This window comes from Mycolicibacterium arabiense, assembly GCF_010731815.2.
In the GTDB taxonomy this organism is placed as follows: Bacteria; Actinomycetota; Actinomycetes; order Mycobacteriales; family Mycobacteriaceae; genus Mycobacterium; species Mycobacterium arabiense.
This window is the reverse complement of record NZ_AP022593.1, coordinates 5,651,439-5,678,380: the sequence shown is the minus strand read 5'-3', so window position 1 is coordinate 5,678,380 and position 26,942 is coordinate 5,651,439. Positions and strand designations below refer to the sequence as shown.

Below are 26,942 nucleotides of genomic sequence, written 5' to 3'. Positions count from 1 at the left end.
TCGCAGGTCAGTTCGATGAACAACGCGTGACGCCGACGCCTGCGACGCAGCCCCGCGACAGCGGAGGACAATGGACGCCGTGACAGACGATTCCCGGTCGTTCTACGACGCGGTCGGCGGCGCGGAGACCTTCCGCAGGATCGTGGGCCGCTTCTACGAGCTGGTGCGCGACGACGAGATCCTGCGCCCGCTCTACCCGGAGGAAGACCTCGCGGCCGCCGAAGTCCGTCTGCTCATGTTCCTCGAGCAGTACTGGGGCGGCCCGCGGACCTACTCCGACCAGCGCGGACACCCGCGGCTGCGGATGCGTCACGCGCCGTTCCGGATCGGCTTCCTCGAACGCGACGCCTGGCTGCGGTGCATGCACACGGCAGTTGCGGAGATCGACTCGCAGACGCTCGACGACGCCCATCGCAAGGCGCTGCTGGACTACCTCGAGATGGCGGCCCAGTCGATGGTCAACTCGACGTTCTGACTTGCGGCAGGATGGGTTGGCGTGACCCAATCCCCCGACGCGTGGTGGTCCCGCGCCGTGTTCTACCAGGCCTACCCACGGTCGTTCCGCGATAGCAACGGAGACGGCGTCGGGGACCTCGACGGCGTCACCGACGGCCTGGACTACCTGGCCCGGCTCGGCGTCGACGCCCTGTGGCTGAACCCGGTGATGGTCTCGCCGATGGCCGACCACGGCTACGACGTGGCCGACCCCCGCGACGTCGACCCGATCTTCGGTGGGCTCGACGCGCTGGACCGGCTGATCGAGGCTGCGCACGCGCGCGACATCAAGATCACGATGGATCTCGTCCCGAACCACACCAGCTCCCGGCACCCGTGGTTCGAGGCGGCGCTGGCCGCCGGCCCTGGCAGCGCCCAACGTGAGCGCTACGTCTTCCGCGAGGGCAGCGGCGACGCAGGCATCCATCCCCCGAACAACTGGGTGTCGGTCTTCGGTGGCCCCGCGTGGACCCGCGTCGTCGAACCCGACGGCAACCCGGGCGAGTGGTACCTGCACCTGTTCGACCCCGAGCAGCCCGACCTCAACTGGGAGAACCCGGAGGTCTTCGACGACCTCGAGAAGACGCTGCGGTTCTGGCTGGAGCGGGGCGTCGACGGGTTCCGCATCGACGTCGCGCACGGCATGTCGAAGCCACCTGGCCTACCCGACATGGCGACCACCGATCTGGCGATGCTGAGCCACGACTCGCAGGACCCGCGCTTCAACCACGACGGGGTGCACGACATCCACCGCGGGATCAGGACCGTCGTCAACGACCATCCCGAGGCCGTCACGATCGGCGAGATCTGGGTGTTCGACAACGAGGACTTCGCGAAGTACCTGCGGCCCGACGAACTGCACCTGGGCTTCAACTTCCGCCTCGTCCGCGCTGAGTTCGACGCGATCGAGGTGCGTGAGGCCATCGAGAACTCGCTTGCGGCAGCGGATCTGGCCGGCTCGCCCCCGACGTGGACGCTGTCGAATCACGACGTCGACCGGGAGGTCAGTCGCTACGGTGGCGGCGAGATCGGACTGGCGCGTGCGCGGGCGATGGCGCTGGTGATGCTCGCGCTGCCCGGCGTGGTGTTCGTCTACAACGGCGAAGAACTCGGCCTGCCCAACGTCGACCTGCCCGACGAGGTGCTGCAAGACCCGGTGTGGGAACGATCCGATCGCACCGAGCGTGGCCGCGACGGATGCCGGGTGCCCATGCCGTGGTCGGGGGAGGCGCCACCGTTCGGCTTCAGCTCCTCACCCGACACATGGCTGCCGATGCCTCCCGAATGGGCGGCGCTGACCGTGGCGAAGCAGGACGGCGTCGAGGGCTCGACGCTGGAGTTCTTCCGCCGCGCAATCGAACTCAGGCACGGCAGAACCGATCTCGGCACCGGCGTCGAATGGCTCGCGACGCCGACCGGAGTGCTCGCCTTCCGCGGCCCCGACGGCGTCACGTGTCTGCTCAACGCGACCGACCACCCCGTGCCGCTGTCCGACGAGGACGTCCTGATCAGCAGCGCTCCCCTGGTTCGCGGCGACCTGCCGCCCAACGCCGCGGCCTGGGTGTCCTAGCCGTCAGATCGTGACGACGATCTTGCCGCGCACGCCGCCACGCTCGAGGTGACGGTGCGCATCGGCGATCCGGGACAGCGGATAGACCGTGTCGACGACCGGCCGGATGGTGCCGTCGTCGGCCAGCCGTGCGAGTTCGGTGAACAGCTCGTGGTCGGGCGCACCCCGGAAGAACCGAATGCGCCTGCCCCCGTGCACTACTGATGCGCCGATCCCGGCGAGGCTACGGACCACGTGGTCGGTGTCGAAGCGCACGGCGACCATGCGTCCGCCCGGCCTCAGCAGACGCCGATACCGATGCAGATCGGTGCCCACGGCGTCGACCACGACGTCGAACCGGCCCAACTCATCCGGTCCCGTGGTGCGGTGATCATGGGCGCGTACTGCACCGAGCTGCCTGACGAAGTCGAGGCTCGGCGCCCCGCCGAGTGCCGTGACCTCGGCGCCGAACGCACGGCCGAGTTGGACCACCATGCTGCCGACACCGCCACCTGCACCACGCACCAGCAGCTCCTCACCCGGGCGTAGCCGGGCCTCCCGACGCAGCGCCAACAGGGCCGTGAGGCCGCCGGCGGGGATCGTGGCCGCCTGCACCGGGTCGAGAGTCGCAGGCGCGCGGGACATCTGCGACGGCCGCACCACCACGTACTCGGCGAGGCTGCGCAGGCTCTGACCGCTCGCATCCGGTTTCTCGTCGAGCAACCCCCACACCGCGTCGCCGACCGCGTAGCCGGTCACCGCGCTACCCAGCTCGGCGACCTTCCCGACGAAGTCGAGCCCCATCTGTCGAGGAAATGGGTTGCGCATCAACCACCTCGGCAGTTCACCCGATCGGACGGTCAATTCGCCACCGTTGACCGTCGCCGCGGCCACCTTGACCAGGACGCCGTCCGCGGGGGTTCTCGGCATGAGAGCCGTCCCCTCGTACAGCACGTCCGGTGGTCCGAAGCGGTCGTACAGCGCGGCACGCATCTGCGACATCAAGTGACTCCCCTGGCCGGTGGGTGTTCGTACACTCGATGTCAACGGACGCCGCCACCCGACGACTCCGCCTCGGCCGAAGTGAGAAGGATGCCCACCGAAACGTCTCACGACGGTGTCGCGAGCGCCGCAGGCGCCTTGCGTAGCGACGCCGCCCTCAATCGAGAACGGATGGTGCGGGCGGCCAAGGAGGTGTTCTCCGCACGCGGACTAGACGCGCCGATGGCGACCGTGGCTCGCCGCGCCGGTGTCGGCCTCGCCACGCTGTACCGCCGTTTCCCGACCCGCGAGGACCTCGTGGTCGCTGCCTACACCGACCAGCTCGGCGAGTGCAGCACCGCGCTCGAGGATGCCGTGGCCAGCCCCGATCCATGGGATGCGCTGTGCACGCTGGTGAATCGGGTTTGCAGCATGCAGTGCGAAGACCGGGCCTTCTCGCAGACCTTCCTGCTGAGGCATCCCCACTTCACCGACGACCGCCTGGATCAGGCGCGGGACCGTTTGGCGATGCTGGTCGCCAGATGCCAATCGGCAGGCCGGATGCGATCGGACGTCACCGCCGAGGACGTCCTACTGGTTCTGGTCACCAACGCCGGTCTGATAGCCGACAATCCCGATCCACGTCCCGCCTCGGCTCGCCTCGCGGCGCACTTCCTGCGGGCGTTCGAGGTCACCGGCGATCACGCTCTGCCGCCGGCCCCCGAGTTCCTACTTCGCGATCACCTGCGTTCCCGCCCCCGGTGACCGCGTCCTAGCGCAAGACCAGCGCCGGGTCGCCGCGGCGGCGGTACACCGTGCCGAACCTCGCGTCGACGCGCAACCACGACGGGTGTACGCGTACCCGCACGACCTCGTCGGCGGCCACCGACTCCGGGGAGAAGTCGTCGGCTCGCGAAGGCGACTGCGGCAGGAAACCCATTGCCGTCAAGGCGAACACGCACCGCATGGGAACGCCCACCGACGCATCGCCCGAGCTGACGGCCACGACCTCCTGGTCAAGCAGCGATGCCGGGGGACCGTGCGCGCTGCCGTGCTCCTTGGCCAGGGTGACGCCGCGCTGTGCCAGGTCGAGCACCGCGCGCACAGGCACGTCGTCGAGGTGAACGAATCCGCTGTCCGGGGGTAGGGCACCACGCCACGCCGAATCCATGGCGAAGCCCGTCTCCACGAAGCCCGAGTCGTCCATCGCAGGTAGCGAACGTGCCAGCGCGTCGGCGCCGGCGGACAGGTCCGCGGGACGCACCCGACCACCGACGACGCGACTGGCAAGGACGTCGAAACCCGTTGCGACCCAGGCGACGACTCGTCCGTCGGCCCGTTCACGGAGCCTGATCACGGCCGACTCGTCGAGCCGCAACGTCCGCTCGACGAACGTCGCCAGGTCGTCGCGTTGCGCGCCGCCGTCGAGCCACAGACCGCGCTCCCCGGCGCTCATCGCTGGTAGCGCTGGAGGTACTCCCGATGATGCGGCGCCAGGCGCACCAACTTCTGCGCCCCGATGTCGAACGCGGCCAGCTGCGTCTCCGCGATCACCGCGGGCTTGGAATCCGGATCCGCCAGCACCGAACGCACCTCGTAACCGAGCGTGAAGTCGACCGCGCGCAGGCGGTTGACCCAAATCGTCACCTGCAGTGGCGAATCGGCGAGTCGCAACTGACCCTTGTACGCGACTCGTACCTCGGCGATCAGCAGCCCGGTGGTCGCGAAGTCGTCGGCGAAGGGCTTGGTGAGGAACGGCACGCGCGCCTCTTCCAGGATCGTCACCATCGTCGCGTGATTGACGTGCTGGTACATGTCGATGTCCGACCATCGCACCGGCACCGGTGTCGTGAACCGCTCCTGGCCGTCAGTCCGTGGCGGCTCGCTCGTCACCCGGTGGCTCCCGTTCCGCTCGTCCTGGTCATGCTTCGTATCTGGCGCGCAGCCACCGACAGCGTCGCCAGGTCCTTCTCGCCGTCGGTGTAGATCTCGGTGAGGGTGCGCCGTGCGCGCGCGACGCGCGAGCTGTTCGTGTGCTCCCACTCCTCGATCTTCTGCTCGCCGGTCTCCTCCGGCTCGCCCACGGCCAGCACGTCGAGGCACAGGGCGCGCAGCGATCCATAGATGTCGTCGCGAATCGCCAGACGGGCCAACGAATGCCAACGGTCGTCGCGGGCCAGGCCCGACACGGCGGTCAGCAGTCCGTCGGTGCCGAGGTGATCCATCAGCGCGAAGTAGACGTCGGCCACCTCTGCAGGCTCACGGTCCACGATGTCGGCGATGTCGATGATGTCGAGCAGGCTGTACTGATAGAGCCCCGTCGCGACCATCGTCGCGAGATCCGCCGAGACGCCCTTGGCGGTGAACTCGGCGGACTGCTTCTCCACGATGTCCTTGTCGGCCCCACGCAGCCACTCCGACATCCGCGGGGTCAGCGCGGCCACCTTCGACGCGAAACGGTTCACCTCGGCGCCGACTGCCAGCGGTTGCGGACGGTAGTTCAGCAGCCACCGGCTCGCCCGGTCGATGAGCCTGCGCAGATCCAGCGTCAGACGGTCCGTCACCGAGACCGGAACGCCCTGTGCCGCTGCGGCTCTGATGCCGAGCCACACCTCGCCGACGCGGAAGATCTCGTCGACGGCCACGAAGCTCCGCACCGCGTCGACCGGTCCCACGCCGGTGTCCTCCGTGACCCGGTAGGCGTAGGTGATCCCGCTAGTGTCGACGAGATCGTTGACGAGCATGGTCGTCACGATCTCGCGCCGCAGTTGGTGGGTACGGATGTCGGGACCGAAGCCCTCGCGCAGCTGCGAGGGGAAGTACTCGGGCAGACGCGCCGCGAACACCTCCTGGTCGGGCAGGTCCGTCGCCAGCAGGTCGTCCTTCAGGGCCAGCTTGACGTGCGCCATGAGCGTCGCCAACTCCGGTGAGGTGAGGCCCAGCCCGAGGTCGATGCGCCTGCGGATCTCCTTCTCCGGCGGCAGCGCCTCGAGTTCGCGGTTCAGTCCCCGGCTGGCGGTGAGTTCCTTGATCTGACGCGAGTGCACGGGCAGCAAGCTCGCCGAGTTGGCGCGGCTGGTTCCCATCAGGTCGTTCTGCGAGGCGTTGTCGGCGAGCACGAGCTGTCCGACCTCGTCGGTCATCGACATCAGCAGATCGGTGCGCTCCCCGGCGCTGACCTTGCCCGCCGTGACGAGCGCGTCGACGAGGATCTTGATGTTGACCTCGTGGTCCGAGCAGTCGACGCCCGCGGAGTTGTCCATCGCGTCGGTGTTGATCCGGCCGCCGTTGAGGTCGAACTCGATGCGGCCGCGTTGCGTCACGCCGAGGTTGCCGCCCTCGCCAACGACCTTGGCGCGCAACTGGTTTCCGTTGACGCGGATCGGGTCGTTGGCGCGGTCACCGACGTCGGCGTCGGACTCGGTCTCGGCCTTGACGTAGGTGCCGATGCCGCCGTTCCAGAACAGATCGACCGGCGCCAGCAGGATGGCCTTCATCAGGGCAGGCGGCGTCATCTCCTCGACGTCGCCCGACAGGCCCAGCGCCGCGCGGACCTGGGGGCTGATCGGGATGGACTTCTGCTCCCTGCTGTAGATGCCGCCGCCCTCGCTGAGCAGGCTGCGGTCGTAGTCGTCCCAACTCGACCGCGGCAGGGCGAACATGCGGTTGCGCTCGTCCCACGAACTCGCCGCGTCGGGGTTCGGGTCGAGGAAGACGTGCCGGTGGTCGAACGCCGCGACCAGCCGAATGTGCTTGGACAGCAACATCCCGTTGCCGAACACGTCACCGCTCATGTCACCGACGCCCACCACGGTGAAGTCCTCGGTCTGCGTGTCGTGGCCCATCTCGCGGAAGTGTCTCTTGACCGACTCCCAAGCGCCCTTGGCCGTGATGCCCATCGCCTTGTGGTCGTAGCCCACCGACCCGCCAGAGGCGAACGCATCGCCGAGCCAGAAGCCGTAGGACTTCGCGACCTCGTTGGCGATGTCGGAGAACGTGGCGGTGCCCTTGTCCGCGGCCACCACCAGATAGGCGTCGTCGCCGTCGCGACGCACCACCTGGTCGGGCACCGTGACGTTGCCGCTCACGGTGTCGACGTTGTCGGTGACGTCGAGCAGACCGCCGATGAACAGGCGGTAGCAGGCCACGCCCTCGGCACGCTGCGCGTCGCGGTCGGCGGCCGGGTCGCCGGTCGGCGACGGCGGGTTCTTCAGCACGAACCCGCCCTTGGCGCCGACGGGCACGATCACGGCGTTCTTGACCGCCTGGGCCTTGACGAGCCCGAGGACCTCGGTGCGGAAGTCCTCTCTGCGGTCCGACCACCGCAGGCCACCGCGCGCGACGTTGCCGAAGCGCAGGTGCACGCCCTCCACCCGCGGGGAGTACACGAAGATCTCGTACTTCGGCCGCGGCAGCGGAAGTTCGTCGATCAGGCGCGGATTGAGCTTGATCGACAACACGTTCTGCTCGCGGGCCGAGCCGGCCCGGGTGACGAAGTAGTTGGTGCGCAGGGTCGCCTGGATCATCGAGGCGAACGCGCGCAGCACGCGGTCGGTGTCGAGGCTGACGAGCGCCTCGATGTCGGCCGCGACGACGGCGGCCGCGGCCTGCGCATCGGGGCGGGTGTCGGACTCCGACGGATCGAACAGCGCCTCGAACAGCCGCACCAGCGCGACCGAAGTGTCCGGGTTGCCGTTGACGACGGTCTCGATGTGGCTCTGGCTGTAGGGAAAACCGGCCTGCCGCAGGTACTTCGCGTAACTACGCAGAATCGTCACCTGCTGCCAGGTGAGCCCTGCCCGCAACACCAGCTCGTTGAACCGGTCGATCTCGACCCGGCCCTGCCAGATGGCGGTGACGGCGTCGGCGAACCGGGTGGCGGTGGCGGCACGTTCCTCGGCGTCGTCGGGATCCGGTATCGACGGATGCACCGCGATCTTGAACTGGTAGATCCACACCGGCAGACCGTCGTTGCGGGTGACGGTGAACGGCCGCTCCTCGAGCACGACCACGCCCATCGACTGCAGCATCGGCAGCAGCTCGCTCAGCGATGCCGACCGCCCGCCGAGGTACCAGGTCAATTGCGCGGCATGGTCTTCGGCGCCGTCGGCGAACACCAACTTGACCGAGTCGTCGGACAGCTGCTCGATGATCTCGATGTCCGCGATCGCATCGTCCGGGCTGAACGCCTGCTTGTAGACCTCCGGGAACGCCGCCGCGTAGTGCTCGGCGTCGGTGTGGCTGATGGCGCCGTCGCGCACCGCGCCCATCAGCCGGTCACCCCACGTCCGGGCAGCCTCGGTCAGCAGGCTCTGTACCCGCGTCTCGTTCTCCAGCGACGTATCGACTTCGGTCCGCGCCGAGCCGTCCGGCAGCTTGACCGTGAAGTGGACGACCGCCCATGGGGATTCGCTGACGCGCGCGGTGTACTCGATGCTCAGGCCACCGAACTCGCGGACCAGGATGTCCTGCATCTCCAACCGCACGGCGGTGGTGTACCGGTCACGCGGCAGGTACACCAGGCACGACACGAAGTGCGCGAGCTTGTCGGCCCGCAGGAACAGCAGTGCCCGTCGCCGGGAACCGAGGTCCACCACGGCCTTGGCCCGCTCGAGTAGGTCACGCGCGGTGAGCGAGAACAGTTCCGGCCGCGGGATGGTCTGGATGATGTCGAGGATCAGCTGACCGGGATGGCTGGGGTCGCCGTGCGCGAGCGCCAGCGCCTCGTTGACACGGCGCGAGATCAGCGGAATCTCGAGCACGTTCGCATTCGCCGCGGCGACCGTGAAGAGTCCCACGAACCGGTGCTCGATGGTGGTGCCACCGGGCAGGTTCTCCCGGACCACCACGATGTACGGGTACGCGCCGTAGCGCAGGTAGCTCGGCATGGTGGCCTGGGCGAGCACCAGCAGGTCGTCGTCGCCGGTGAGCTGCGGCAGCACGTCGGTGCGCAGCCGCAGCACGCCGAGCCGGCTGGCGGGCTCGACCGACGCCTCGCCGTTGCGCACCGCACAGCGCTGGTAGCCGAGCATCACGAAGTGCCCGGCCGCCAGCCAGCGCAGCAGCGCCGCCACGTCGCGGCGGTCGTAACTCGGGAAGTTGCCCGCGACGTCGGAGTCAAGCGCGTTGGCCAGCCCGACCAGCATGGCGTTCAGCGCGCCGGTGTCGACGGCGACCTGGCGGGCATCGGCGAGCACGTTGGGCAGCAACTCGGCCGCCTCCGTCACGGCCTTCGCGTCGGCGGACGGCGAGAGTTCGACGTGGATCCAGGATTCGTCGATGCCGTCCCTCGCTGCCTGCGGGTCGGCGGCGGGCTGCATGTCGAGTAGCTCGCCATTGGCGCTGCGGCGCACCCGGAACACCGGGTTCATGATCGCCACGTAGGCGACGCCGAGGCGATGCAGCAGCACGGTGACCGAATCCATCGACATCGCGCTGGCGTCGGTGACGATCTGTATCGCGGGGCCGCAACCGGATTGGTCACCCGAGGCGTACACCGCGACCTTTGTCTCACCCATCGACCGCTTGCGGCCCACCTTGCCGTGAGCGGCGAGCAGGGCAGGCGTGACGATGCCGCCCGCGATGGAACGGGCGATCGGCGCGGTGATGGTGGAGTCCGCGGCGGGTGCGTCGCCGTGCGGTCCCCGGTGGGTCTGCAGGTACGCCCTGGCGAGCGTGGCGTTGGGGTCCTGGCTGGGAATCGTGGTCGTCTCAGCCGAGCCGTCGGCGCCCCTGCTGCCTCCCGGAATCACCGTCATGCCGATCTACTCCCGCCTGCGCGCCGTCCGTCGTTGGCCTGCTCCGCCAACCCCACGGGGACGGCGGAGCGATGGCACGCAGCAGCGACACTAGTAGCCCCCGTGGCCCCCGCGCTCCTACCCGGCGAGATCAGTCGCGGGTCAACCGGCGATGCGTCACGCGGTGCGGACGCGCCGCATCGATGCCGAGTCGTTCGACCTTGTTCTCCTCGTAGGCAACGAAGTTGCCCTCGAACCAGAACCACTTCGCCTCGTTGTCGTCGTCGCCCTCCCAGGCGAGGATGTGCGTGCAGGTGCGATCCAGGAACCAGCGATCGTGAGAAATGACCACGGCGCAGCCGGGGAACGACTCCAGCGCGTTCTCCAGCGAGGACAGCGTCTCCACGTCGAGGTCGTTGGTCGGCTCGTCGAGCAGGATCAGGTTGCCGCCCTCCTTGAGCGTCAACGCCAGGTTCAGGCGGTTGCGCTCACCACCGGAGAGCACCCCCGCCGGCTTCTGCTGATCGGGTCCCTTGAAGCCGAACGCCGAGACGTAGGCGCGCGACGGGATCTCGTTCTGGCCGACCTCGATGAAGTCCAGACCATCGGAGACGACCTGCCACACGTTCTTCTTCGGGTCGATGCCGCCACGGTTCTGATCGACGTAGCTGAGCTTGACGGTCTCGCCGACCTTCACCTCACCGCTGTCGGGCGCTTCGAGGCCGACGATCGTCTTGAACAGCGTGGTCTTGCCGACGCCGTTGGGGCCGATCACGCCGACGATGCCGTTGCGGGGCAGCGTGAACGAGAGGTCCTTGATCAACGTGCGACCCGCGAAGCCCTTGTCGAGGTGGCTCACCTCGACCACGACGTTGCCCAGGCGTGGGCCCGTCGGGATCTGGATCTCCTCGAAGTCGAGCTTGCGCGTCTTCTCCGCCTCGGCGACCATCTCGTCGTAGCGGCTCAGGCGCGCCTTGTTCTTGGCCTGCCGTGCCTTGGCACCGGACCGCACCCAGGCGAGTTCCTCGGTCAGGCGCTTGTGCAGTTTGGCGTCCTTGCGGCCCTGCACGGCGATGCGCTCGGCCTTCTTCTCCAGGTACGTCGAGTAGTTGCCCTCGTAGGGGTACGCCCGACCGCGGTCGAGTTCGAGGATCCACTCGGCGACGTTGTCCAGGAAGTACCGGTCGTGGGTGACGGCGAGGATGGCGCCCTTGTAGTCGGCGAGGTGCTGCTCGAGCCACATCACGCTCTCGGCGTCGAGGTGGTTGGTGGGCTCGTCGAGCAGCAGCAGGTCCGGCTTCGACAGCAGCAGTCGGCAGAGCGCGACGCGGCGCCGCTCACCACCGGAGAGGTGGTTGACCGGCTCGTCGGGCGGGGGGCAGCGCAGGGCGTCCATCGCCTGCTCGAGCTGGCTGTCGATGTCCCAGGCGTCCGCGGCGTCGAGTTCCTCCTGGAGCCGGCCCATCTCCTCCATGAGTTCGTCGGTGTAGTCGGTCGCCATCAGCTCGGCGACCTCGTTGTACCGGTTGAGCTTGCCCTTGATCGCCACGCCGGCTTCGACGTTCTCGCGGACGGTCTTGTCCTCGTCGAGTTCGGGCTCCTGCATCAGGATCCCGACCGTCGCGCCCGGCTGCAGGTAGGCGTCGCCGTTGTTGGCCTGGTCGAGACCGGCCATGATCCGCAAGACGCTCGACTTGCCGGCACCGTTGGGCCCGACGACGCCGATCTTCGCGCCGGGAAGGAAGTTCAGCGTGACGTCGTCGAGGATGACCTTGTCGCCGTGCGCCTTGCGGACCTTCCGCATCGTGTAGATGAATTCGGCCATGCCGTTGCGTTGCCTTTCGTCTCCCCGGGTGATGCTCGGAGACCATCCTAGGCGTGACCGCGTCGGCCGAGCCGACGGAGGCTGTCGGGCGGCTACGCCGTGAGCGTCAGCCCCGCCTCCGACGCGTCCGACAAGCCGTCCGCACCGTCGTCGTCGACGTCGCCGGGGTCGGCGTGGCCGGTGCCGGCGGATTCCGTGCCCGCATCGCCACCGTCGCCGGCGCCGGGACCGACGCCAACCAGTCGTCGCGTCGAGGTGATGCGTGCGACGCTGCGCGCGAGGTCCGGCCCGACGGAGATGGCGCGGATCTCGTTGGTCGAGCGCTTGTTGCCCTCCTTGTCGTCGTACTCATTGGTGTAGAGGTGGCCGACGACCACGACCGGGTCGCCCTTGACCAGCGATCCGCCGGCTCCCAGCGCCAGCGCACCCCAGCAGCTGACCGTCACGTACAGCGTGTCCCCGGCCTGCCAGCTGCCGTCGGCCGCCTTGCGGCGGGAGTTGCTGGCCACCCGGAGGCGGGTGAGGTCCTGCTCGCCGACGCGGCGCCGCACGGGCTCGCTGACGATGTTGCCGACGAGGGCGATGGGTGTCTCGAACATTGGTGTTCCTCTCGTATCGCTACTGGCGATGTCCACGGTGGACACCTTCATTCACGGTGCGAGGGGTGACGAGGACGCGGCAGAACCGCGCCGACGGCGCCGCGCTGTTGATGAATCCCGGACTGGGGATGGATGGCCGAGGCGGTCCTCGCTAGCGCGACTCGGACTCGCGCTTGGCCATCTGAGCCAGCATCGCGTTGTACGCCGCGAGGTCGGCGTCGTCGTCGCGGTCGGCAGCGCGGTCCATGCGCGTCGCGGTGCGCTGGTCGGTTCGGCGCCACTGGATCAGCAGTGCGAGCAGGACCAGGACCAATGGCACCTCGCCCGCCGACCACGCGATCGCACCGCCGAGCTTCTGGTCGTCGACGAGGTCGGTGTGCCACGGCAGGCCCAGCGACTCGTAGAAGTCCCCGGCGAGCAGCGCCTTGGTGCCCATCAGCACGACGCCGAAGAAGGCGTGCAGCGGCAGTGAGGCGAACACGATGCCGAGCTTGGCCAACGGCGGAATCGGGCGTGGCGTCGGGTCGACGCCGATCACGACCCAGTAGAACAGGTACCCACTGAGCAGGAAGTGCACGTTCATCGCCACGTGCGCGGCGTGACTGTCCGCGGCGGCGTCGAACAGCCCACCGAAGTACAGACCGTAGAAGCCGGCCACGAAGAGGACCAGCGCCACGATCGGGTGCGTCAGGAACCTCGACACCTTGCTGTGCAGCGCGGCGAGCAGCCACTCCCGCAGGCCCGGCGGATCGCCGCGGCCTGCGGCGGGCAGTGCCCGCAGCGCCAGCGTCACCGGCGCTCCGAGGACCAGCAGGACCGGCACCAGCATCGACAGCAGCATGTGCGCCGACATGTGCACGCTGAACATCGCGGGCATGTAGCGCCCGACCCCCGACGACGTCGTGAACAGCAGCACGGCGCAACCGCACAGCCAGGCGACGATGCGTCCGGTCGGCCAGGCGTCGCCGCGACGGCGCAGCCGCACGACGCCCGCGACGTAGACGGCAGCGAAGACCAGCGCCGCCGTGCCAAGGATCAGGTCGAAGCGCCAGTCGAACAGCAGCCGCGCCACCGTGGGCGGACCCGCGAGGTCGTAGCCCAGTTCGACGGCGGGGATCGACGGGTTGAGCACGAGCGGCGGCGGGGGCGGCGTCCGTCCGAGTGCCACAGCGATGCCGAACGTCAGCGCGAACACCACCGCCTCGACCACGGCGAGCCGGATCAGTGGACGGCGGCTCTCGGCGTCCTCGGCCAACGCGGCCACGCTCCGCCGCCGGTGCTGCCAGCCGATGAAGGCCAGTACGCCCAAGGCGACGACCTTGGCCACGATCAGGCCGCCGTAGCTGCTGGTCAGCAGATCCTCCGGCCGGATCCGCACCAGCGCGTTGACGACGCCGGATACCGCCATCGCGACGAAGCACCACAGCGCGATCGCGGAGAATCGCCGCGCCGCGACGTCGGCGTGCGCCCCACCGCGCAGCGCGTGGACCAGCAGCGCAAGCAGGCCGCCTGCCCAGATCGCGCCCGCGACGAGGTGCATGATCAGGCTGTTGGTGGCCAGGTCGTGCGAGCCACCCGACGACGAGTGACCGGCAAGGGCCAGCGGGAGCAGGGTCACTAGCGAGCCGGCGAACAGCAGCGGGGTCCACGACCAGCGCAGCACCGGGATGGCCGCGATGGTGACGATGGCGGCCAGCGCCGCGGTCCAGCGCCACAGCCCGGCCGTCTCGACGAGACCGGCCACCGACCAGATGGACGATGGACTGAGCTGCGGGGTCAGCGGTTGACCAGTGACGTCGGAGACGGTCAACGGCACCAGCAGCGCCGCGCACACCGCCCACGTCCCGGACGCGACGGTGCCGATGCGCAGCGCGCGGTACCCGGCGACGTCGAGCACGCCGCTGGTCTGCGGCGGCACCAGGAACGCGGCGAACAGGAAGGAGCCGACGGCCACGACGGCGGCGATCTCGCCCGCAGCCCGCACGAACGGCAGGCCGTAGCTGGTGATCGGACCCGGATCGGGCAGCCCGGTGGCGGTGAGTGCGTCGGCCAGCGCCAGCGCGCCCAGCCCCGCAGCGGTGCACCCGGCGAGCAGTGCGACGGCCACCAGGATCGGGCCGACCGCACCACGGCGGGTACTCGGCGGCGCGGTGGTGGTGGTCATGCCACCAGGGTATTGCGGTGCGGTGACCGACGGTCATTCGGCGGCTGAACGCCGCCTCGACTCCCGCGCCATGAACTGCTGCCGGGACACCGTCTCCACCGTGCTCATGTCCTCGAGGATGTCGCGCAATTCCTGCCTAAACGCGGCACGCCGGTCGGCGAGATCGGCGGCCGGTTCGAGCAGCCGCCGGTCGGCGCACACCTGCCGCGCCGTCGCGAACAGCAGCGCCGACACCGACTCGTTGCTACGCACCCTGCCCTGGGCGACGTACTGATTGCCGACGCCCAGCGCTCGGCGAGTCAGCTCCTTCTCGTCGATGTCGGCAGGCGCATCGCGCAGCACGTTGGCGACGATCGCGTAGGCCTCGAAGAACGGACGCAGCAGCGCACCGGCGACCACCGGCCGCTTCTTCTGCAGCATCTCGGCGATGCAGTCGGGGCCCGCGGCGACGTCGTCCTCCCAGTCGGAGGCGCCGTCGGACGGCGCACCGGTCTCGCGATTGCGCGCCAGCCACGACATCTCCTCCGCGACGTGCGTACGGAAGGCCGCAGAGTCGGCGAAGTAGAAGTCGAACTTCAACAGGTCGCGCAGGCGCATCGCCTGGGACCAGAACGCTTCGAGGCGATCGCCGTCGACGCGGGCGGCATGCGCGAGGGCGAGGTCGACGATCGACGTCTCGAGGAACGCGTCGATCAGCGTGTTGCGGTAGAACGCCGCCTCGTGCTCGTCCTCCGGGGCGATCAGCCACACCGGTTCCCGTCCCCCGTCGACGCGGGTGACCGGGTGCCGGTTCGACAGCGCGTCCACCGCCGCTCGCACCCCCTCGGGAGTGCGGAGGCGCAGGGCACTGTTGGTCATCGGGGTCTGCTTGCGCTCGAGGTAGTCCAAGGAGTCCTGCAGCGTGTGGTGCAGCTGATCGAGGGTGAGTGCGAGACCGCGCGAGGTGAGCAGCAGAGCGGACACGAGCGCGGACGCGTTGACCGGGGTGGCCCGCAGGATGCGCCAGGCCACTTCGAACGCCATCTTCTGCAGCGCAAGGCGTTTGGCGTCCTCCTCGGTGGTCATCGTGCCGTGCGGCTCACCGAGGTACTCGCGCATCGACACCGCTTCGGGGAAGCGAACGTAGATCTTGCCGTAGTTGCGGTCGCCCTGGGCCTTGATGAAGTTGTACATCCAGGACAGGCCCTCGGGCGTCTTCTCGCCGCCGCGGGCGTACGCCGCGTACTCCGCCGTCTCGTGCAGCTGATCGAAGCTGATGGACACCGGCTGCAGCAGGATGTCGTCGCTGCGGCCGTCGAGGTACGCGTCGGCGACGTAGGCGAGCAGACCGAGCTTGGGCGGCAACATCTTTCCGGTGCGTGACCGCGTGCCTTCGATCGACCAGCTGAGGTTGAACCGCTTCTCGACGATGTACCCGACGAACTGCCGCAGCACGTACTTGTACAGCGGGTCGTCGAGCCGGCGCCGGATGAAGATGACCCCGGAGTGCCGCATGAGCGGTCCCATGGCGCCGAACGACAGGTTGATGCCGGCGAACGTGTGCACCGGAGGCAGCCGGTTCTCCTGCATGGCCACCGGCACGATGACGCCGTCGAGATACGAACGGTGCGAGAACAACAGCACGGCCGGATGCGTCTCCAGCGCCTTGCGCATGGACTCGACCTGGCTGCGGTCGTAGTCGATGTTGGGGTCGAAGCCGCGGCTGAAGATCGCCCGTCCGAGCGACGGGATCAGGTCGACGGAGAACCGGCTCCACCCGGTCGACAATTCGTCGAGCATCTCGCCGGCCTTGTCGACGGTGGCGTCGGGAATCTTCTCGAGGCCCTCGCGGAACCGCGCCGATGCCAGCATCTCGGGCTTGACCAGACGGGGCGACTTGTATTCGGGTCCGAGCAACCGCAATTCGACGCGCTCGATGGCCAGGCTGGCCCGCCGCAGGACGAAGTGCGCGAACTCGCGGGGGTTCTCGGCGACCGTGGTGTCGCTCCACTGACGGCGTAGCTCGGAGACCTTGGCGGGCTCACCGGCCACGACGCGGGCGCGCGCCGGGTCACGCTTGAGGATGCGGCGCTGCAGCGCGGTCGGCGGGCGGTAGGTGTCGCGGCCCGACAGGAACGACACCACCTTCGACCGAGTCGGTAGACCGCCGGGAATCCAGAACACCCGCGACGGCACGACCGACCTGTCCTCGTCGGCCTCGAGCAACTCCACCAGTCTGGCCAGCACCGCTCCCGGCGGATCGCCGTCGGGGAGTTCCAGGACTTCGATGCGGGCATCCGGATGCTTGTCGCGCTGCTCGTCGAGCCAGTCGTCGAGCAGGCGCCGTTCGGCGGGCGAACCGACGGACGCGAGGACCAGCGCGTCGCCGGTCGGGCTGAAGGTGGCGTATTCGTCGACCGACGGCTTCACGGCCGCCCCTTCGCGGTCGCGGCGGAACCTGCTGCCCCCGTTGGCTTCTTGGTCGCCTTCTTCGCCTGCGTCTTGGCAGCGGCCTTCTTGGCCGGCGCCTTCTTGGCAGCGGACTTCTTCGCAGCGGCCTTCTTCGGCTGCGACTTCTCGGCGGTGGTGCGCGAGTAGAGCGGGACGTCGGGGATGCCGTCGAACGGCCATTCCCTCAACGTGTCCAGGTAGAGCTGACGGACCTCGGCGATGCGCTCCGAGAGGTTCTCGTTGGTCCAGTCGTCGACCGGGATGGGCGGGAAGACCGCGACGTCGACGGTGCCCGGGTTGAAGGTGCTGGAGTTCCGGTGCGCGATGACCTCCGCGTTGCGGATGATGATCGGCACGATCGGGATGCCTGCCGACATCGCGATGCGGAAGGCGCCCTTCTTGAACGGGCCCACCTCGTTGGTGTCGAGCCGGGTGCCCTCGGGCGCGATCATCACCGAAATGCCCTTGCGCGCAAGTTCTTCGATCTTCTGCAGGCCCTCGACGGCGGCCCGGGGGTCATCCCGGTCGATGAACGCGGCGTCCATCACCTTGCCGATCGAGCCCATCAGCGGATCGTTCTCGAGTTCCTTCTTGCCCACCGACGTGAAGTTGTCGCTGATCAGGCGACCGGCGATGAACGGGTCGGCCTGGTTGCGGTGGTTGAAGAGGAACACCGCCGGCCGCTTGGCCGTCAGGTTCTCCTCGCCCACCACGTTGAGGTCGATGCCGATCACCGTCATCAGCAGCCTGGTCCACGTGGAGGTGAAGAAATTGACTCCGGTGCGGCGGTTGCGGGTCAGCAGGCCCAGCCCGAGTGCGCCCGCGGCGGCGGGCACCAGCGACGCGATGCCTGCGACCGTCCGCAGCTGCGACACTGGGCTGCTGCCGCTGCGGCTGGAGAACCGCAGCACGGGCCACCCGCGCTTCATGGCGACGGCCTGCATCTTGCCGCCGGGGTTGGTGGGACGCGGGTTTCCGACGAGGTACATCAGCGCGACGTCCTCGTCGCCGTCGGCGTAGAAGTAGCTCTTGGTGAGGTCGACGCCGTTCTCCGCGGCGAAGGCCTGCACCGCGCGTGCCTTGCCCGGCCCCCAGATGATGGGCCGCTTCACTTCACCGGTGATCAGGCCGTTCTCGTCGGTCTCGAACTTGTTGCTGAGGATGTTGTCGATGCCGAGGAACGCGGCGACAGGCTCGACCTGCACGGTCAGCGCCGAGGAGCTGAGCACGACGGTGTGCCCGCGTGCCTGGTGAGCGCGCACCATGTCGCGCATCTCGGGATAGATGCGCTGCTCGACGTACTGGACGAACAGGCGCTCGCCGAGTTCCTCGAGATCGCTGAGCGAACTGCCGTGCAGCATGCGGGCGCCCTTGCCGATGAGATCCTCGAACTCGGAGCGGCCGAGCTGGTGGTTGAGCCCCGCTTGCACCATGCCGATGAACTCGCCGACGTTCATCTGCCTGCGGCGCAGGCGGTCCTGGGTCATCAGCACCCCGGTGAAGCCGGCGACCAATGTGCCGTCAAGGTCGAAGAACGCGCCGATCCGGGGGCCCTCCGGGCTGGCCTGGATCTCGGCCACCGAACCCGGCAGACGCATGGCCCGGCTGGTCTGTCCGTTCTGCGAACTCATTGCGGCGCACTCCCATTCGACGTGTCAGTGGGTTCGTCGGCATCGTCGGTGAACGAAGCCGGTATGCAGCGGGCCTCGCCGCCGAGCGCGAGCACCTCGTCGAAACCCTCGGCGAGGCAGCGGGCCCACAGTTCCGAATCGGTGATCGATGCCTTGTCGTAGCGGGTGGTGATGGTGCAGTACCCGGCGCGGGACACCAGTACCGCCATCATCGCCACCCCGGGCAGCGGACCGAGTCCGTAGTGCCGCACGATCTTCGCGCCTGCGATGAACGTGTCACCCGGGTAGATCGGGATGTTGCTGGCCTGTACGTCGGAGGCGACGATGGACCCGGCCACCGATTCGAGGACCGCGTCGGGCAGGAAGCTGAGGATTGGCGCGACGGCGCCCACCAGGTCGATGGCGCGCTCCTCGCGCTTTTCGGTCATCTGCTTGCGCACCTGCTGAATCCGCTTGGCGGGGTCGACGATTCCGACCGGTGCTGCGAGGTTGACCCCGGCGAATCGATTGCCGCCCGCGGGATCGTCGTCGGAGCGCAGGTTGACGGGAACCGCCATGGGGATCGTCTGGACCGGCAGTCCGCGCGCCTCGTGATAGCGCCGCAGCGCGCCGCACAATCCGGCCAGATAGGCGTCGTTGACCGATCCGCCGACGGCCTTGGTCGCGCGGTACAGGTCGCCGAACTCGATGTCGATGGCCTCACTGCGAGACGAGAGACTGCGGCGGCGCAAAAGCGGTGACGGTTCGGACACCGGGCCCATGACCCGCGCTCCGGACCGGGCGTAGCCCACGACGCCGCCGACCGCCGACGCCGGGTTCCGCACTACTCGGCTCAGCGTTCCGGCCGCTCCGCCGAGTGCGGTTCGCATACCGCCCACGATCGTGTTGGGCAGGTTGCCGATCCCTTCGCGCATCAGGTCGTTCGGCGACAGGTCCTGCGGAATCGGCAGCGGCGCCTCGCGCGTCGCGGGCGGGTCGCGCTCCAGATCGTAGATGTGGGCGAACATCTCGACCCCACCCACCGCATCGGTCATCGCGTGGCTCAGGTGGAGGATGCTCGCGGCACGGCCGTCGGCGAGACCCTCGACCAACGTCGCCGACCACAGCGGCCGTGAGATGTCCATCGGTGACTGCAGGGCCACCTCGGCGAGATCGAGCACGTCGCGCAGCGATCCCGGTTCGGGCGCGCGCACCCGGCGCACGTGGAAGTCGAGGTTGAAGTCAGGGTCGACCACCCATCGCGGCGCCGCGGTGGGCAACGTCGGCATGACGACCTTCTGCCGAAGGCGCAGCACCTTGCGCGACGCCTGCTCGAACTTCGCGTGGTAGCGGTTCCAGTCGGGCGTGGTGTCGAGCAGCTCGACGCCCATGATTCCCGATCTGGTGCGTGGGTTGGCCTCGCCGCGGTGCAACAGCTGGTCCACTGCGCTCAGTTCCTCGGGAAGTCCGGCCGCGTCCAACTCCGGCACGTCGCTCATGGCGTGCGCTCTCCTCCCCCTGGTGGCCTGATGCTGACCCCACGCTAGTCCGCGGGCTGTCGGTTGCGAGGGGCGTTAGTCGTAGCTGTGACGCAGTTGTGAGACCTCGCCCTTGTCCTTCGTGTGATGCATGACCGCCAAGATAGGGGGCAGGGATGACGCATCGTTCGATTCCGGTCCCGTTAGGGTGTGATCGCGGCCCCCGTAGCTCAGCGGATAGAGCAGCCGCCTTCTAAGCGGTTGGTCGCAGGTTCGATCCCTGCCGGGGGCGCATCCGAAGACTCGGATGCGACGTCAGCGCCGCCAGAAGTCGAACCGATCGCGGCCCGGGCGGAAGCCCGCGGCTTCGACGACGTCGACCGCGGTCGCGAAGTGCTCGCCCACGCGCAACGGCGTGTGCGCATCACTGCCGAACGACACGGCGTCGCCGCCCTCCTGCCACCACCATCGCATCAACTCGACCGACGCCAGCGGGCTGCGAGTGTTGATCTCCAGGGCACGACCCGACGCCGCGAGGGCGCGGAACACCGCCCGGTACTGCTCCTCGAAGTCGGTTTCGCGGTAGCGGCCGGCGCGTTCGGTGGGCCAGTAGCGGCGCGGGAAGTCGCAGTGCGCGAGCACGTTGAACGCTGCCGAGCCGTCGACGAGCGTCACCATCTCGGTGAAGTACCGGGTCATGAGTTCACGCGTGCCGAGTTCGGCGAACAGGGCGTGGCCGACGCCCGTGAGCACGCCACGATGCTCGATGGCGTGGAGGCTGCCGAGCACGCGCTCGAACTCGCCGGCGCGCAACACCGATGCCACGCTCTGGGCGAACAGATGCGGCTCACCGGCCTCGATGCCCGACAGGATTCGCAGCTGCGGGAACGACTCGCGGCATCGCGCCACATCGGCCAGATAGCTATCGACGTCGAACGGCACCACGCGGGGGCGCGGCCCGACCTCCGCAGGCCGCGCGACGTCCGTCGTGCCCTCGCCGCTCCAGTCGACGAAGTCCACGTGTTCGGTGAACGCGACGCCTGGCACGCCCAGCTGCACGGCGTGGGCGCAGGCGAGCTGCATCGACGACGACTCCGCGGTGTCCCACGACCACCGCGTGTGCACGTGGTTGTCGGCGGGAAGGTTCCGCGTCGGTCGGTCCATGCGGGTTCAGCTCCTCAGATGCCTCGGGTGCGCCAGGGCGACGAGGCCCGGACGCGAACGTATCCAGGGTTCCTGTCCTTCAGACGAACACTTGGTGACCACCCTGCCCGTTGGCTCGTCGGGCACGCGATCGGGGCCGTCACTGTCTAACGTCGTCAATCATGCGCTTGGGAGTGGTTGCGGTCGTGCTGGGAATCACCGTCGGGTCGGTCGCGGACACTCCCGCCGCCCTCGCAGCCGAACCCGACTTCGACCTGCAAGCCCACCGGGGTGGACGCGGCGAGACGACCGAGGAGTCCCTGCGAGGATTCGCCAAGGCGCTCGAACTCGGGGTCAGCACGTTGGAACTCGACATCGTGATCACCAAGGACGGTCAGCCGCTGGTGTGGCACGACCCCATGATCGATCCGACGAAGTGTTCCGACATCGGGCCCGCGTTCGCGGGTGATCCCATGTACCCCTACGTCGGCAAGCTGGTCCGCGACCTGGAGTTGGCGCAGATCCGCAAACTCGACTGCGGCAAGTTGCTCACCAACTTCCCCGATGCGGAGGTCGTCGCGAACAACCGCATCGCCACGTTGCCCGAGGTGTTCGCACTCGTCGACGAGTACGGCGCCGACGTCCGCTTCAACATCGAGACCAAGGTCGAGGCGGAGGCACCCGAGACCTCGGCTCCCCCTCGGCAATTCGTCGACGTGATCCTGGCGGCGGTGCGTGCGGCGGGCAAGGTCGACAGGGTGGACGTGCAGAGCTTCGATTGGCGCACCCTGCCCATGGTGCGTGCCGCCGAGCCGACCATTCCGCTGGTGGCACTGTGGGACGACACGACCTACGTACCAGGCTCGCCGTGGCTCGCCGGGGTCGACCCGGCCGTCGTGCCGGACCCCATCGCCGGTGCACTGGCCGTGGGCGCCGACGTCCTGTCACCCGGTTACTCGGTGCCCTCGGGCAGCACGCCGCGCGACCCGGGCTTCCGGCTCGTCGCCGACCGGGCGTTCGTCGATCGTGCCCACGCCGAGGGACTGAGGGTGATCCCGTGGACGATCAACGACCCCGAGGCGATGGCGGCACAGATCGACGCGGGTGCCGACGGCATCATCACCGACTACCCGACGCGGCTTCGATCGGTGATGGCCGACCGTGGCATGCCGCTGCCGAAGGCTTATCGGCGGTGAGGACGCACCGGTCCCGCGACCGGTGATCGAGCGCCGCGAGCGGATGCGGTACACATGACCCGATGCCCACCAACGACGTCGACCACCGCCTGAGCCCCCGGCCCGACACCGGGTACGTCTACCAGACGTCGTGGCCGGTCGCGACGGGCGACATCGACGGTGACCTGCACCTGCGCCTCGACGGCGTGGCCCGCTACATCCAGGAGGTCGGTGCGGAGAACCTGGTCGACGCCGGCGAGGCCGAGAACCATCCGCACTGGATCGTGCAACGCACGGTCATCGACGTCATCGAACCCATCGAGTGGCCCAGTGACCTGACGTTCCACCGGTGGTGTTCGGCGTTGTCGAGCCGGTGGTGCACGATGCGCGTCGACCTCGATGGCAGCGCCGGCGGCCACATCGAGACCGAAGGATTCTGGATCGCGATCAACAAGGACACGCTCACTCCGTCGCGCGTCTCCGACACCCTGGTCGCGCGGTTCGCCACCACGACCGACGAGCACCGTCTCAAGTGGCGACCATGGCTGCAGAACCCGACCGACACCGACGTCGTCACGCCGTTCGCGTTGCGTCGCACCGACATCGACCTCTTCGAGCACGTCACCAACGCCGCCTACTGGCACGCGGTGCACGAGGTGATGGCCTCCGCCCCCGACGTGTGCACCGCACCTTACCGAGCCGTCGTCGAGTACCGACGGCCGATCCGCTACGGCGAGGACGTCACCATTCGTTCCGTACGCCGCGATGACGAGGTGCACTTCGCGCTCGCCGTCGGCGACGACGTCCGCGCGGCGGTGCTGCTCCGCAAGTTGTAGTCCGCCAGGCGACTCCGCCTGGTCGTCAGATGTCGGTGTCGAGGTACCGCGTCTTGACCGGTGGAGCGGCCAGCAGGGCAGGCAGTCCGGTGATCTGGCCCTCGCCCGCCCGGAAGCTCCGGTACGCCTCGTCCTGCTCGACGGAGTTCCAGCGTTCGTAGATGATCCAGTGCGTCGGGTCGTCCTCGTCGACGATGACGTCGAGGGCGAGATTGCCGTCGAACGCGCGTGTGGTTTGCAGTTCGCGCCCCATCAGCTCGCGCGCTTCGGCTACGGACTCGGGCTTGAGCTTGATCTCCAGCAGAACGGTTACGGCCATGGCTAAGTCCACCACGCGTTGCAACTCGATGACGGGAATGACCCGCGACGTCTTGCGCTGATACTCGCCGAACTGGGGCTCCACCCCGGTCTGCTTGGCGTACACGTCGTCCCGTTCGTCACCGCTCAGTACTCGCGCGGTGACGCGAAACGTCTCGGCGCCCAGCTCCACGACGGTGTCCGGATTGGCGACCAGGTTGTGATACCAGTCGGGATTGGTGTCGGAACCGCCCTTGCTGGCGAAGATGACGATGCGATCGCCATCCAGATAGGGCACCAGGGGCGCAATGCGCTCCTTGCCCGACTTGGCGCCGACGTGGTGCACGAGCACCAGCGGCTTGCCCTCGAACACGCCGCCCGCCTTGCCGCCCGTCTCGCGGAACTCGGCTGTGCGGAGACGCGGAGACGCCACCGCACTCAGCGTCCTCCCGCCCGCCGCCACGCACGGTCGGTCAGTAGACGCAAGCCGTTCAGCGCCACCAGGATCGTCGACCCCTCGTGTCCAGCCACTCCGAGCGGCAGCGGAAGCTCGCCGAGCAGATCCCACGTCACCAGGGCGACGATCGCCGAGCCCGCGATGACGAGATTGGCGATCACGATTCGCCGTGCGCGACGTGCCAGCGCGAGGACCGTCGGGATCACGGTCAGTTCGTCGCGCACGGTGACCGCGTCGGCGGTGTCGATGCTGAGGTCTGCTCCGGTACGCCCCATCGCCATCGATGCGTGTGCGGCAGCCATCGCGGGCGCGTCGTTCACGCCGTCGCCGACGACCAGCGTGCGCCGGCCGGCCTGCTCGAAACCTTCCACGGCGGAGCGCTTCTCGTCGGGAAGCAGGTCGGCGTGCACCTCGCGGATTCCGACCGCTCGCGCGACGTGCGCGGCCGTGGACGGGTTGTCGCCCGTCAGCAGGACCGGCGACGTCTCGGTCATCCGGGTGAGCCGTTCGACGGATTCGACGGCGTCGGTTCGTATGAGGTCGGTGAGCCCGAGGAGTCCGACTGCGCGCCCGTCGACCAGCACCACGACTACCGTGGCGCCCGCCGCCTGCATGTCGACCACCTGCGGCAGGCGGTCTTGGTCGTCGGGCGCGAGCACCTCGACCGTGCGACCCCGCACCTCCGCTCGGACTCCGCGTCCGGGTAGCGCCGTGAACTGCCGTGCCGGTGGGATCTCCACTCCCCTGGCACGTGCTGCTGCCACGATCGCGCGACCGATCGGGTGCTCGCTGTAGAGTTCGGCGCCCGCCGCGAGTTCGAGGACGTCCGGACCGCCGGCGGACTCGTCGAGCGCGACGACCGAGGAGACCTCGGGCGTTCCGCGGGTGAGGGTTCCGGTCTTGTCGAGGACGACGACGTCGGCGTCGGCGAGGTGCTCCATCGCCACCGCCGACTTGACCAGGACGCCGTGCCGTCCTGCGTTGGCGATGGCCGACAACAGCGGAGGCATCGTGGCGAGGACGAGAGCGCACGGTGATGCGACGATCATGAACGTCATGGCGCGCAGCAGGGTCGACTGCACGTCGTGGCCCAACAGCAGCGGTATCGCCAGGAGCGCGACCGTCGCGGCGACCACGACCGTCGAGTACCGCTGTTCGACCTTCTCGATGAACAACTGGGTGCCGGCCTTGGTCGCCGACGCCTCGGCCACCATCTCGACGATCCGGGCGATGACCGTCTGCGACGGGTCGCGATCGACCCGCACGACCAACGCGCCCGATCCGTTCACGGTGCCCGCGAACACCTCGTCGTGCACGTCCTTGGCAACCGGCATGGACTCGCCCGTGATCGAGGACTGATCGACGTCCGACGCACCGTCGACCACCCGGCCGTCGGCCGAGATGCGTTCACCGGGGCGGACTATCACGCGGTCGCCGATGGCGAGGCGACTGGCCGGCACCACGGTCTCCGTGCCGTCGGCGTCCACGCGCACGGCCTGCTGCGGCGCGAGGGTCAGGAGGCTGTTGACCGAATCCTCGGTGCGCCGTGTCGCGACGTCCTCCAGGGCTCCCGACGTGGCGAAGATGACGATGAGCAGGGCGCCGTCGAGCACCTGCCCGATCGCAGCGGCACCGATCGCAGCCACGATCATCAGCAGATCCACGTCGAGGCGCTTGTCCCGCAACGCCTTCAGGCCCTCAAGGGCCGAATCCCACCCCCCGGCGGCGTAGCAGGCCAGGAACAACGACCACCACACCGCGGCGGGCGCTCCGAGCAGTCGTGCACCGAGGCCGGCCAGGAAGAGGGCCAACGCCACGGCCGCCCAGCGCACCGACGGCACCGACCACGCGCCCGACGAGCGAGCGGGAGCAGCGACGTCGTGGTCGGCGCAGGGCGTGCCCGCGTGTGTCAGCGTTCCAGAACAAGTCACGCAGACATGTATACATGTAAAAGTGTAGAGGTGTCAGGGGTAGCCCCCCGGGTCATGCTTGAATGGATCCATGGGCCACGGCGTAGAGGGCCGGTCGACACCACCGGCAACCCTCGATGCGTCGTCGGCTGCCAAGGTGGCCGAGACCCTGCAAGCCCTCGCCTCACCGAACCGGCTCTTGATCCTCACCCGGCTACGGCTCTCGCCCTGCACCGTGACCGACCTGTCGGCCGCCGTCGGCATGGAGCAACCGGCCGTGTCGCATCAACTCCGCCTGCTGCGTGCGCTCGGCCTGGTGACCGGAGATCGCAACGGGCGCAACATCGTCTATCGCCTGTACGACAATCACGTGGCGCAACTCCTCGACGAGGCGGTCTACCACATCGAGCATCTCCGCCTGGGCGCCCGCGACACCACGGCGTGACCGGACCCGGCGGCCCACTCAGGCCAGCTGCGGATACACCCCGTCGACACCGTTCGACAACTGCGCCTGCACGTGACGGCTGACGTCGTCGGCGAGGACCTCGTGGTGGCCTGCGGCGACACCGTCGAGCGCCAGCGCCGCCACCGCGGCGGGGTTGGACTTCGGCGCGTCGCTGTCCTTCATCATGTCGGTGTCCATCGCGCCGACGTGCAGTGCCGTCACGGCGATCCCGCGTTCGGCGAGTTGCAGCCGGAGGGCGTTGGTCATGGACCAGGCGGCCGCCTTCGATGCGCAATAGCTGCCCGCCGCAGGCAGACTCAGCCACGACAGCACCGACAGCACGTTCAGCATCGCGCCGCCGCCGTTGCGCTCGATGACCGGAACGAATGCCCGTGCCACCGACAGGGTTCCAAAGTAGTTGGTGTCCATCTCGCGGCGGACGTCGTCGAGATCGCCGGTCAGCAGGTCTGCGCCCAGGGAGATACCGGCGTTGTTGATCAGCAGCGTCACGTCACCGGCTGCCTCCGCGGCGGCCGATACCGAACCGGGATCGGCGACGTCGATCGTCACGGGGATCGCACCGGGCAAGTCGACGCCGTCGGCGTTCCGGGCGCCGGCGTAGACGCGCGCCCCGCGTTGCAGGAGCTGTTCGGCGAAGTGTCTGCCGAGCCCGCGGTTGGCTCCGGTGACCAGTGCAGTGCAGGAAGAGAGGTCCATGCGTTCATCCTGCGTCAGGTCGCGCCGTCATGGGCGGTAGACGTCGAATACGTCCAGCAGACGAGGAACGGCCCGCTGGCCCGTGACTCTCGCC

20 protein-coding genes, 1 tRNA gene and 1 pseudogene are annotated in these 26,942 nt (G+C 68.7%); 7 read left to right on the top strand and 15 right to left on the bottom strand.

The window, feature by feature from the left end:
• Nucleotides 1-79: 79 nt before the first annotated feature.
• Together G6N61_RS29025 and G6N61_RS29020 are read left to right on the top strand one after the other, a co-directional pair.
• A complete protein-coding gene (locus G6N61_RS29025) occupies nucleotides 80-475 on the top strand; it encodes a globin (RefSeq protein WP_163924294.1) in 396 nt (131 codons plus the stop codon).
• Nucleotides 476-496: 21 nt separating this feature from the next.
• Nucleotides 497-2,065 carry a glycoside hydrolase family 13 protein gene (locus G6N61_RS29020; RefSeq protein WP_163924293.1) on the top strand — a complete coding sequence of 523 codons (1,569 nt, stop codon included), beginning with the start codon at nucleotides 497-499 and terminating at the stop codon, nucleotides 2,063-2,065.
• Between the two features lie 3 nt (nucleotides 2,066-2,068).
• On the opposite strand, the gene G6N61_RS29015 is transcribed toward G6N61_RS29020, so the two are convergent.
• Entirely contained in the window at nucleotides 2,069-3,046 is a 978-nt protein-coding gene (locus G6N61_RS29015) for an NAD(P)-dependent alcohol dehydrogenase (protein WP_198339318.1), read from the bottom strand.
• Nucleotides 3,047-3,136: 90 nt separating this feature from the next.
• On the opposite strand from G6N61_RS29015, the gene G6N61_RS29010 reads away from it, so the two are divergent.
• On the top strand, nucleotides 3,137-3,790 hold the full coding sequence (locus G6N61_RS29010) for a TetR/AcrR family transcriptional regulator (protein ID WP_163924292.1): 654 nt from the start codon (nucleotides 3,137-3,139) through the stop codon (nucleotides 3,788-3,790).
• A 7-nt stretch (nucleotides 3,791-3,797) separates the two neighbouring features.
• Here the strand turns inward: G6N61_RS29010 and G6N61_RS29005 are convergent, their stop codons facing one another.
• The 9 genes from G6N61_RS29005 to G6N61_RS28965 all read right to left on the bottom strand — a co-directional run bounded on the left by G6N61_RS29005 (nucleotide 3,798) and on the right by G6N61_RS28965 (nucleotide 19,889).
• Nucleotides 3,798-4,481, bottom strand: a complete 684-nt coding sequence (locus G6N61_RS29005) for a DUF8185 domain-containing protein (protein ID WP_163924291.1) — start codon at nucleotides 4,479-4,481, stop codon at nucleotides 3,798-3,800.
• Nucleotides 4,478-4,918, bottom strand: a complete 441-nt coding sequence (locus G6N61_RS29000) for an acyl-CoA thioesterase (protein ID WP_163924290.1) — start codon at nucleotides 4,916-4,918, stop codon at nucleotides 4,478-4,480. Before G6N61_RS29000 ends, G6N61_RS29005 begins: the two co-directional genes overlap by 4 nt.
• On the bottom strand, nucleotides 4,915-9,783 hold the full coding sequence (locus G6N61_RS28995) for an NAD-glutamate dehydrogenase (protein ID WP_163924289.1): 4,869 nt from the start codon (nucleotides 9,781-9,783) through the stop codon (nucleotides 4,915-4,917). The genes G6N61_RS29000 and G6N61_RS28995 overlap by 4 nt, the downstream gene beginning before the upstream one ends.
• Before the next feature lie 130 nt (nucleotides 9,784-9,913).
• Nucleotides 9,914-11,587 carry an energy-dependent translational throttle protein EttA gene (ettA, locus tag G6N61_RS28990; RefSeq protein ID WP_163924288.1) on the bottom strand — a complete coding sequence of 558 codons (1,674 nt, stop codon included), beginning with the start codon at nucleotides 11,585-11,587 and terminating at the stop codon, nucleotides 9,914-9,916.
• Nucleotides 11,588-11,679: 92 nt separating this feature from the next.
• Nucleotides 11,680-12,186 carry a single-stranded DNA-binding protein gene (locus G6N61_RS28985; protein WP_163924287.1) on the bottom strand — a complete coding sequence of 169 codons (507 nt, stop codon included), beginning with the start codon at nucleotides 12,184-12,186 and terminating at the stop codon, nucleotides 11,680-11,682.
• 151 nt (nucleotides 12,187-12,337) lie between these two features.
• Nucleotides 12,338-14,350 (bottom strand): bifunctional copper resistance protein CopD/cytochrome c oxidase assembly protein, encoded by a 2,013-nt coding sequence (locus tag G6N61_RS28980; RefSeq protein ID WP_163924286.1) that lies wholly within the window; start codon nucleotides 14,348-14,350, stop codon nucleotides 12,338-12,340.
• 33 nt (nucleotides 14,351-14,383) lie between these two features.
• Nucleotides 14,384-16,759, bottom strand: a complete 2,376-nt coding sequence (locus G6N61_RS28975; RefSeq protein ID WP_163924285.1) for a glycerol-3-phosphate 1-O-acyltransferase — start codon at nucleotides 16,757-16,759, stop codon at nucleotides 14,384-14,386.
• The gene (locus G6N61_RS28970; protein ID WP_163924284.1) at nucleotides 16,756-18,411 is read right to left on the bottom strand and encodes an HAD-IB family hydrolase/lysophospholipid acyltransferase family protein; all 1,656 of its coding nucleotides are present in this window, start codon (nucleotides 18,409-18,411) and stop codon (nucleotides 16,756-16,758) included. Before G6N61_RS28970 ends, G6N61_RS28975 begins: the two co-directional genes overlap by 4 nt.
• Nucleotides 18,408-19,889 carry a wax ester/triacylglycerol synthase family O-acyltransferase gene (locus tag G6N61_RS28965; RefSeq protein WP_163924283.1) on the bottom strand — a complete coding sequence of 494 codons (1,482 nt, stop codon included), beginning with the start codon at nucleotides 19,887-19,889 and terminating at the stop codon, nucleotides 18,408-18,410. The genes G6N61_RS28970 and G6N61_RS28965 overlap by 4 nt, the downstream gene beginning before the upstream one ends.
• Before the next feature lie 198 nt (nucleotides 19,890-20,087).
• Here G6N61_RS28965 and G6N61_RS28960 point away from each other — a divergent pair.
• Nucleotides 20,088-20,160 (top strand) — tRNA-Arg (locus G6N61_RS28960).
• A gap of 23 nt (nucleotides 20,161-20,183) precedes the next feature.
• Here the strand turns inward: G6N61_RS28960 and G6N61_RS28955 are convergent.
• A complete protein-coding gene (locus tag G6N61_RS28955) occupies nucleotides 20,184-21,032 on the bottom strand; it encodes a PHP domain-containing protein (RefSeq protein ID WP_163924282.1) in 849 nt (282 codons plus the stop codon).
• A gap of 161 nt (nucleotides 21,033-21,193) precedes the next feature.
• Here G6N61_RS28955 and G6N61_RS28950 point away from each other — a divergent pair, with 161 nt between their 5' ends.
• Nucleotides 21,194-22,207 (top strand): glycerophosphodiester phosphodiesterase, encoded by a 1,014-nt coding sequence (locus G6N61_RS28950; protein ID WP_163924281.1) that lies wholly within the window; start codon nucleotides 21,194-21,196, stop codon nucleotides 22,205-22,207.
• Between the two features lie 62 nt (nucleotides 22,208-22,269).
• On the top strand, nucleotides 22,270-23,022 hold the full coding sequence (locus G6N61_RS28945; protein ID WP_163924280.1) for an acyl-[acyl-carrier-protein] thioesterase: 753 nt from the start codon (nucleotides 22,270-22,272) through the stop codon (nucleotides 23,020-23,022).
• Between the two features lie 25 nt (nucleotides 23,023-23,047).
• On the opposite strand, the gene G6N61_RS28940 is transcribed toward G6N61_RS28945, so the two are convergent.
• From G6N61_RS28940 to G6N61_RS28930, 3 genes and pseudogenes are all read right to left on the bottom strand, one after another.
• Complete coding sequence (locus G6N61_RS28940; protein WP_163925181.1) at nucleotides 23,048-23,341, bottom strand: putative quinol monooxygenase; 294 nt, start codon at nucleotides 23,339-23,341, stop codon at nucleotides 23,048-23,050.
• A gap of 12 nt (nucleotides 23,342-23,353) precedes the next feature.
• Nucleotides 23,354-23,761, bottom strand: a pseudogene (locus G6N61_RS28935) (nitroreductase/quinone reductase family protein); the annotation flags it as partial.
• The gene (locus G6N61_RS28930) at nucleotides 23,758-25,617 is read right to left on the bottom strand and encodes a heavy metal translocating P-type ATPase (RefSeq protein ID WP_235887695.1); all 1,860 of its coding nucleotides are present in this window, start codon (nucleotides 25,615-25,617) and stop codon (nucleotides 23,758-23,760) included. The gene G6N61_RS28930 and the pseudogene G6N61_RS28935, both read right to left, overlap by 4 nt.
• Nucleotides 25,618-25,777: 160 nt before the next feature.
• Here G6N61_RS28930 and G6N61_RS28925 point away from each other — a divergent pair, with 160 nt between their 5' ends.
• Nucleotides 25,778-26,131, top strand: coding sequence for an ArsR/SmtB family transcription factor (locus tag G6N61_RS28925; RefSeq protein WP_163924279.1), 354 nt, complete (start codon nucleotides 25,778-25,780; stop codon nucleotides 26,129-26,131).
• Between the two features lie 18 nt (nucleotides 26,132-26,149).
• Here G6N61_RS28925 and G6N61_RS28920 read toward each other — a convergent pair whose 3' ends face one another.
• Entirely contained in the window at nucleotides 26,150-26,848 is a 699-nt protein-coding gene (locus G6N61_RS28920; protein WP_163924278.1) for an SDR family oxidoreductase, read from the bottom strand.
• Nucleotides 26,849-26,942: the final 94 nt, after the last annotated feature.

Coding starts and splice junctions, on each gene's coding strand:
- G6N61_RS29015 (WP_198339318.1), bottom strand. CDS start 3,046: ATGTCGCAGATGCGTGCCGCGCTGTACGACCGCTTCGGACCACCGGAC.
- G6N61_RS29010 (WP_163924292.1), top strand. CDS start 3,137: ATGCCCACCGAAACGTCTCACGACGGTGTCGCGAGCGCCGCAGGCGCC.
- G6N61_RS29005 (WP_163924291.1), bottom strand. CDS start 4,481: ATGAGCGCCGGGGAGCGCGGTCTGTGGCTCGACGGCGGCGCGCAACGC.
- G6N61_RS28995 (WP_163924289.1), bottom strand. CDS start 9,783: ATGACGGTGATTCCGGGAGGCAGCAGGGGCGCCGACGGCTCGGCTGAG.
- ettA (WP_163924288.1), bottom strand. CDS start 11,587: ATGGCCGAATTCATCTACACGATGCGGAAGGTCCGCAAGGCGCACGGC.
- G6N61_RS28985 (WP_163924287.1), bottom strand. CDS start 12,186: ATGTTCGAGACACCCATCGCCCTCGTCGGCAACATCGTCAGCGAGCCC.
- G6N61_RS28980 (WP_163924286.1), bottom strand. CDS start 14,350: ATGACCACCACCACCGCGCCGCCGAGTACCCGCCGTGGTGCGGTCGGC.
- G6N61_RS28970 (WP_163924284.1), bottom strand. CDS start 18,411: ATGAGTTCGCAGAACGGACAGACCAGCCGGGCCATGCGTCTGCCGGGT.
- G6N61_RS28965 (WP_163924283.1), bottom strand. CDS start 19,889: ATGAGCGACGTGCCGGAGTTGGACGCGGCCGGACTTCCCGAGGAACTG.
- G6N61_RS28955 (WP_163924282.1), bottom strand. CDS start 21,032: ATGGACCGACCGACGCGGAACCTTCCCGCCGACAACCACGTGCACACG.
- G6N61_RS28950 (WP_163924281.1), top strand. CDS start 21,194: ATGCGCTTGGGAGTGGTTGCGGTCGTGCTGGGAATCACCGTCGGGTCG.
- G6N61_RS28945 (WP_163924280.1), top strand. CDS start 22,270: ATGCCCACCAACGACGTCGACCACCGCCTGAGCCCCCGGCCCGACACC.
- G6N61_RS28940 (WP_163925181.1), bottom strand. CDS start 23,341: ATGGCCGTAACCGTTCTGCTGGAGATCAAGCTCAAGCCCGAGTCCGTA.
- G6N61_RS28925 (WP_163924279.1), top strand. CDS start 25,778: ATGGGCCACGGCGTAGAGGGCCGGTCGACACCACCGGCAACCCTCGAT.
- G6N61_RS28920 (WP_163924278.1), bottom strand. CDS start 26,848: ATGGACCTCTCTTCCTGCACTGCACTGGTCACCGGAGCCAACCGCGGG.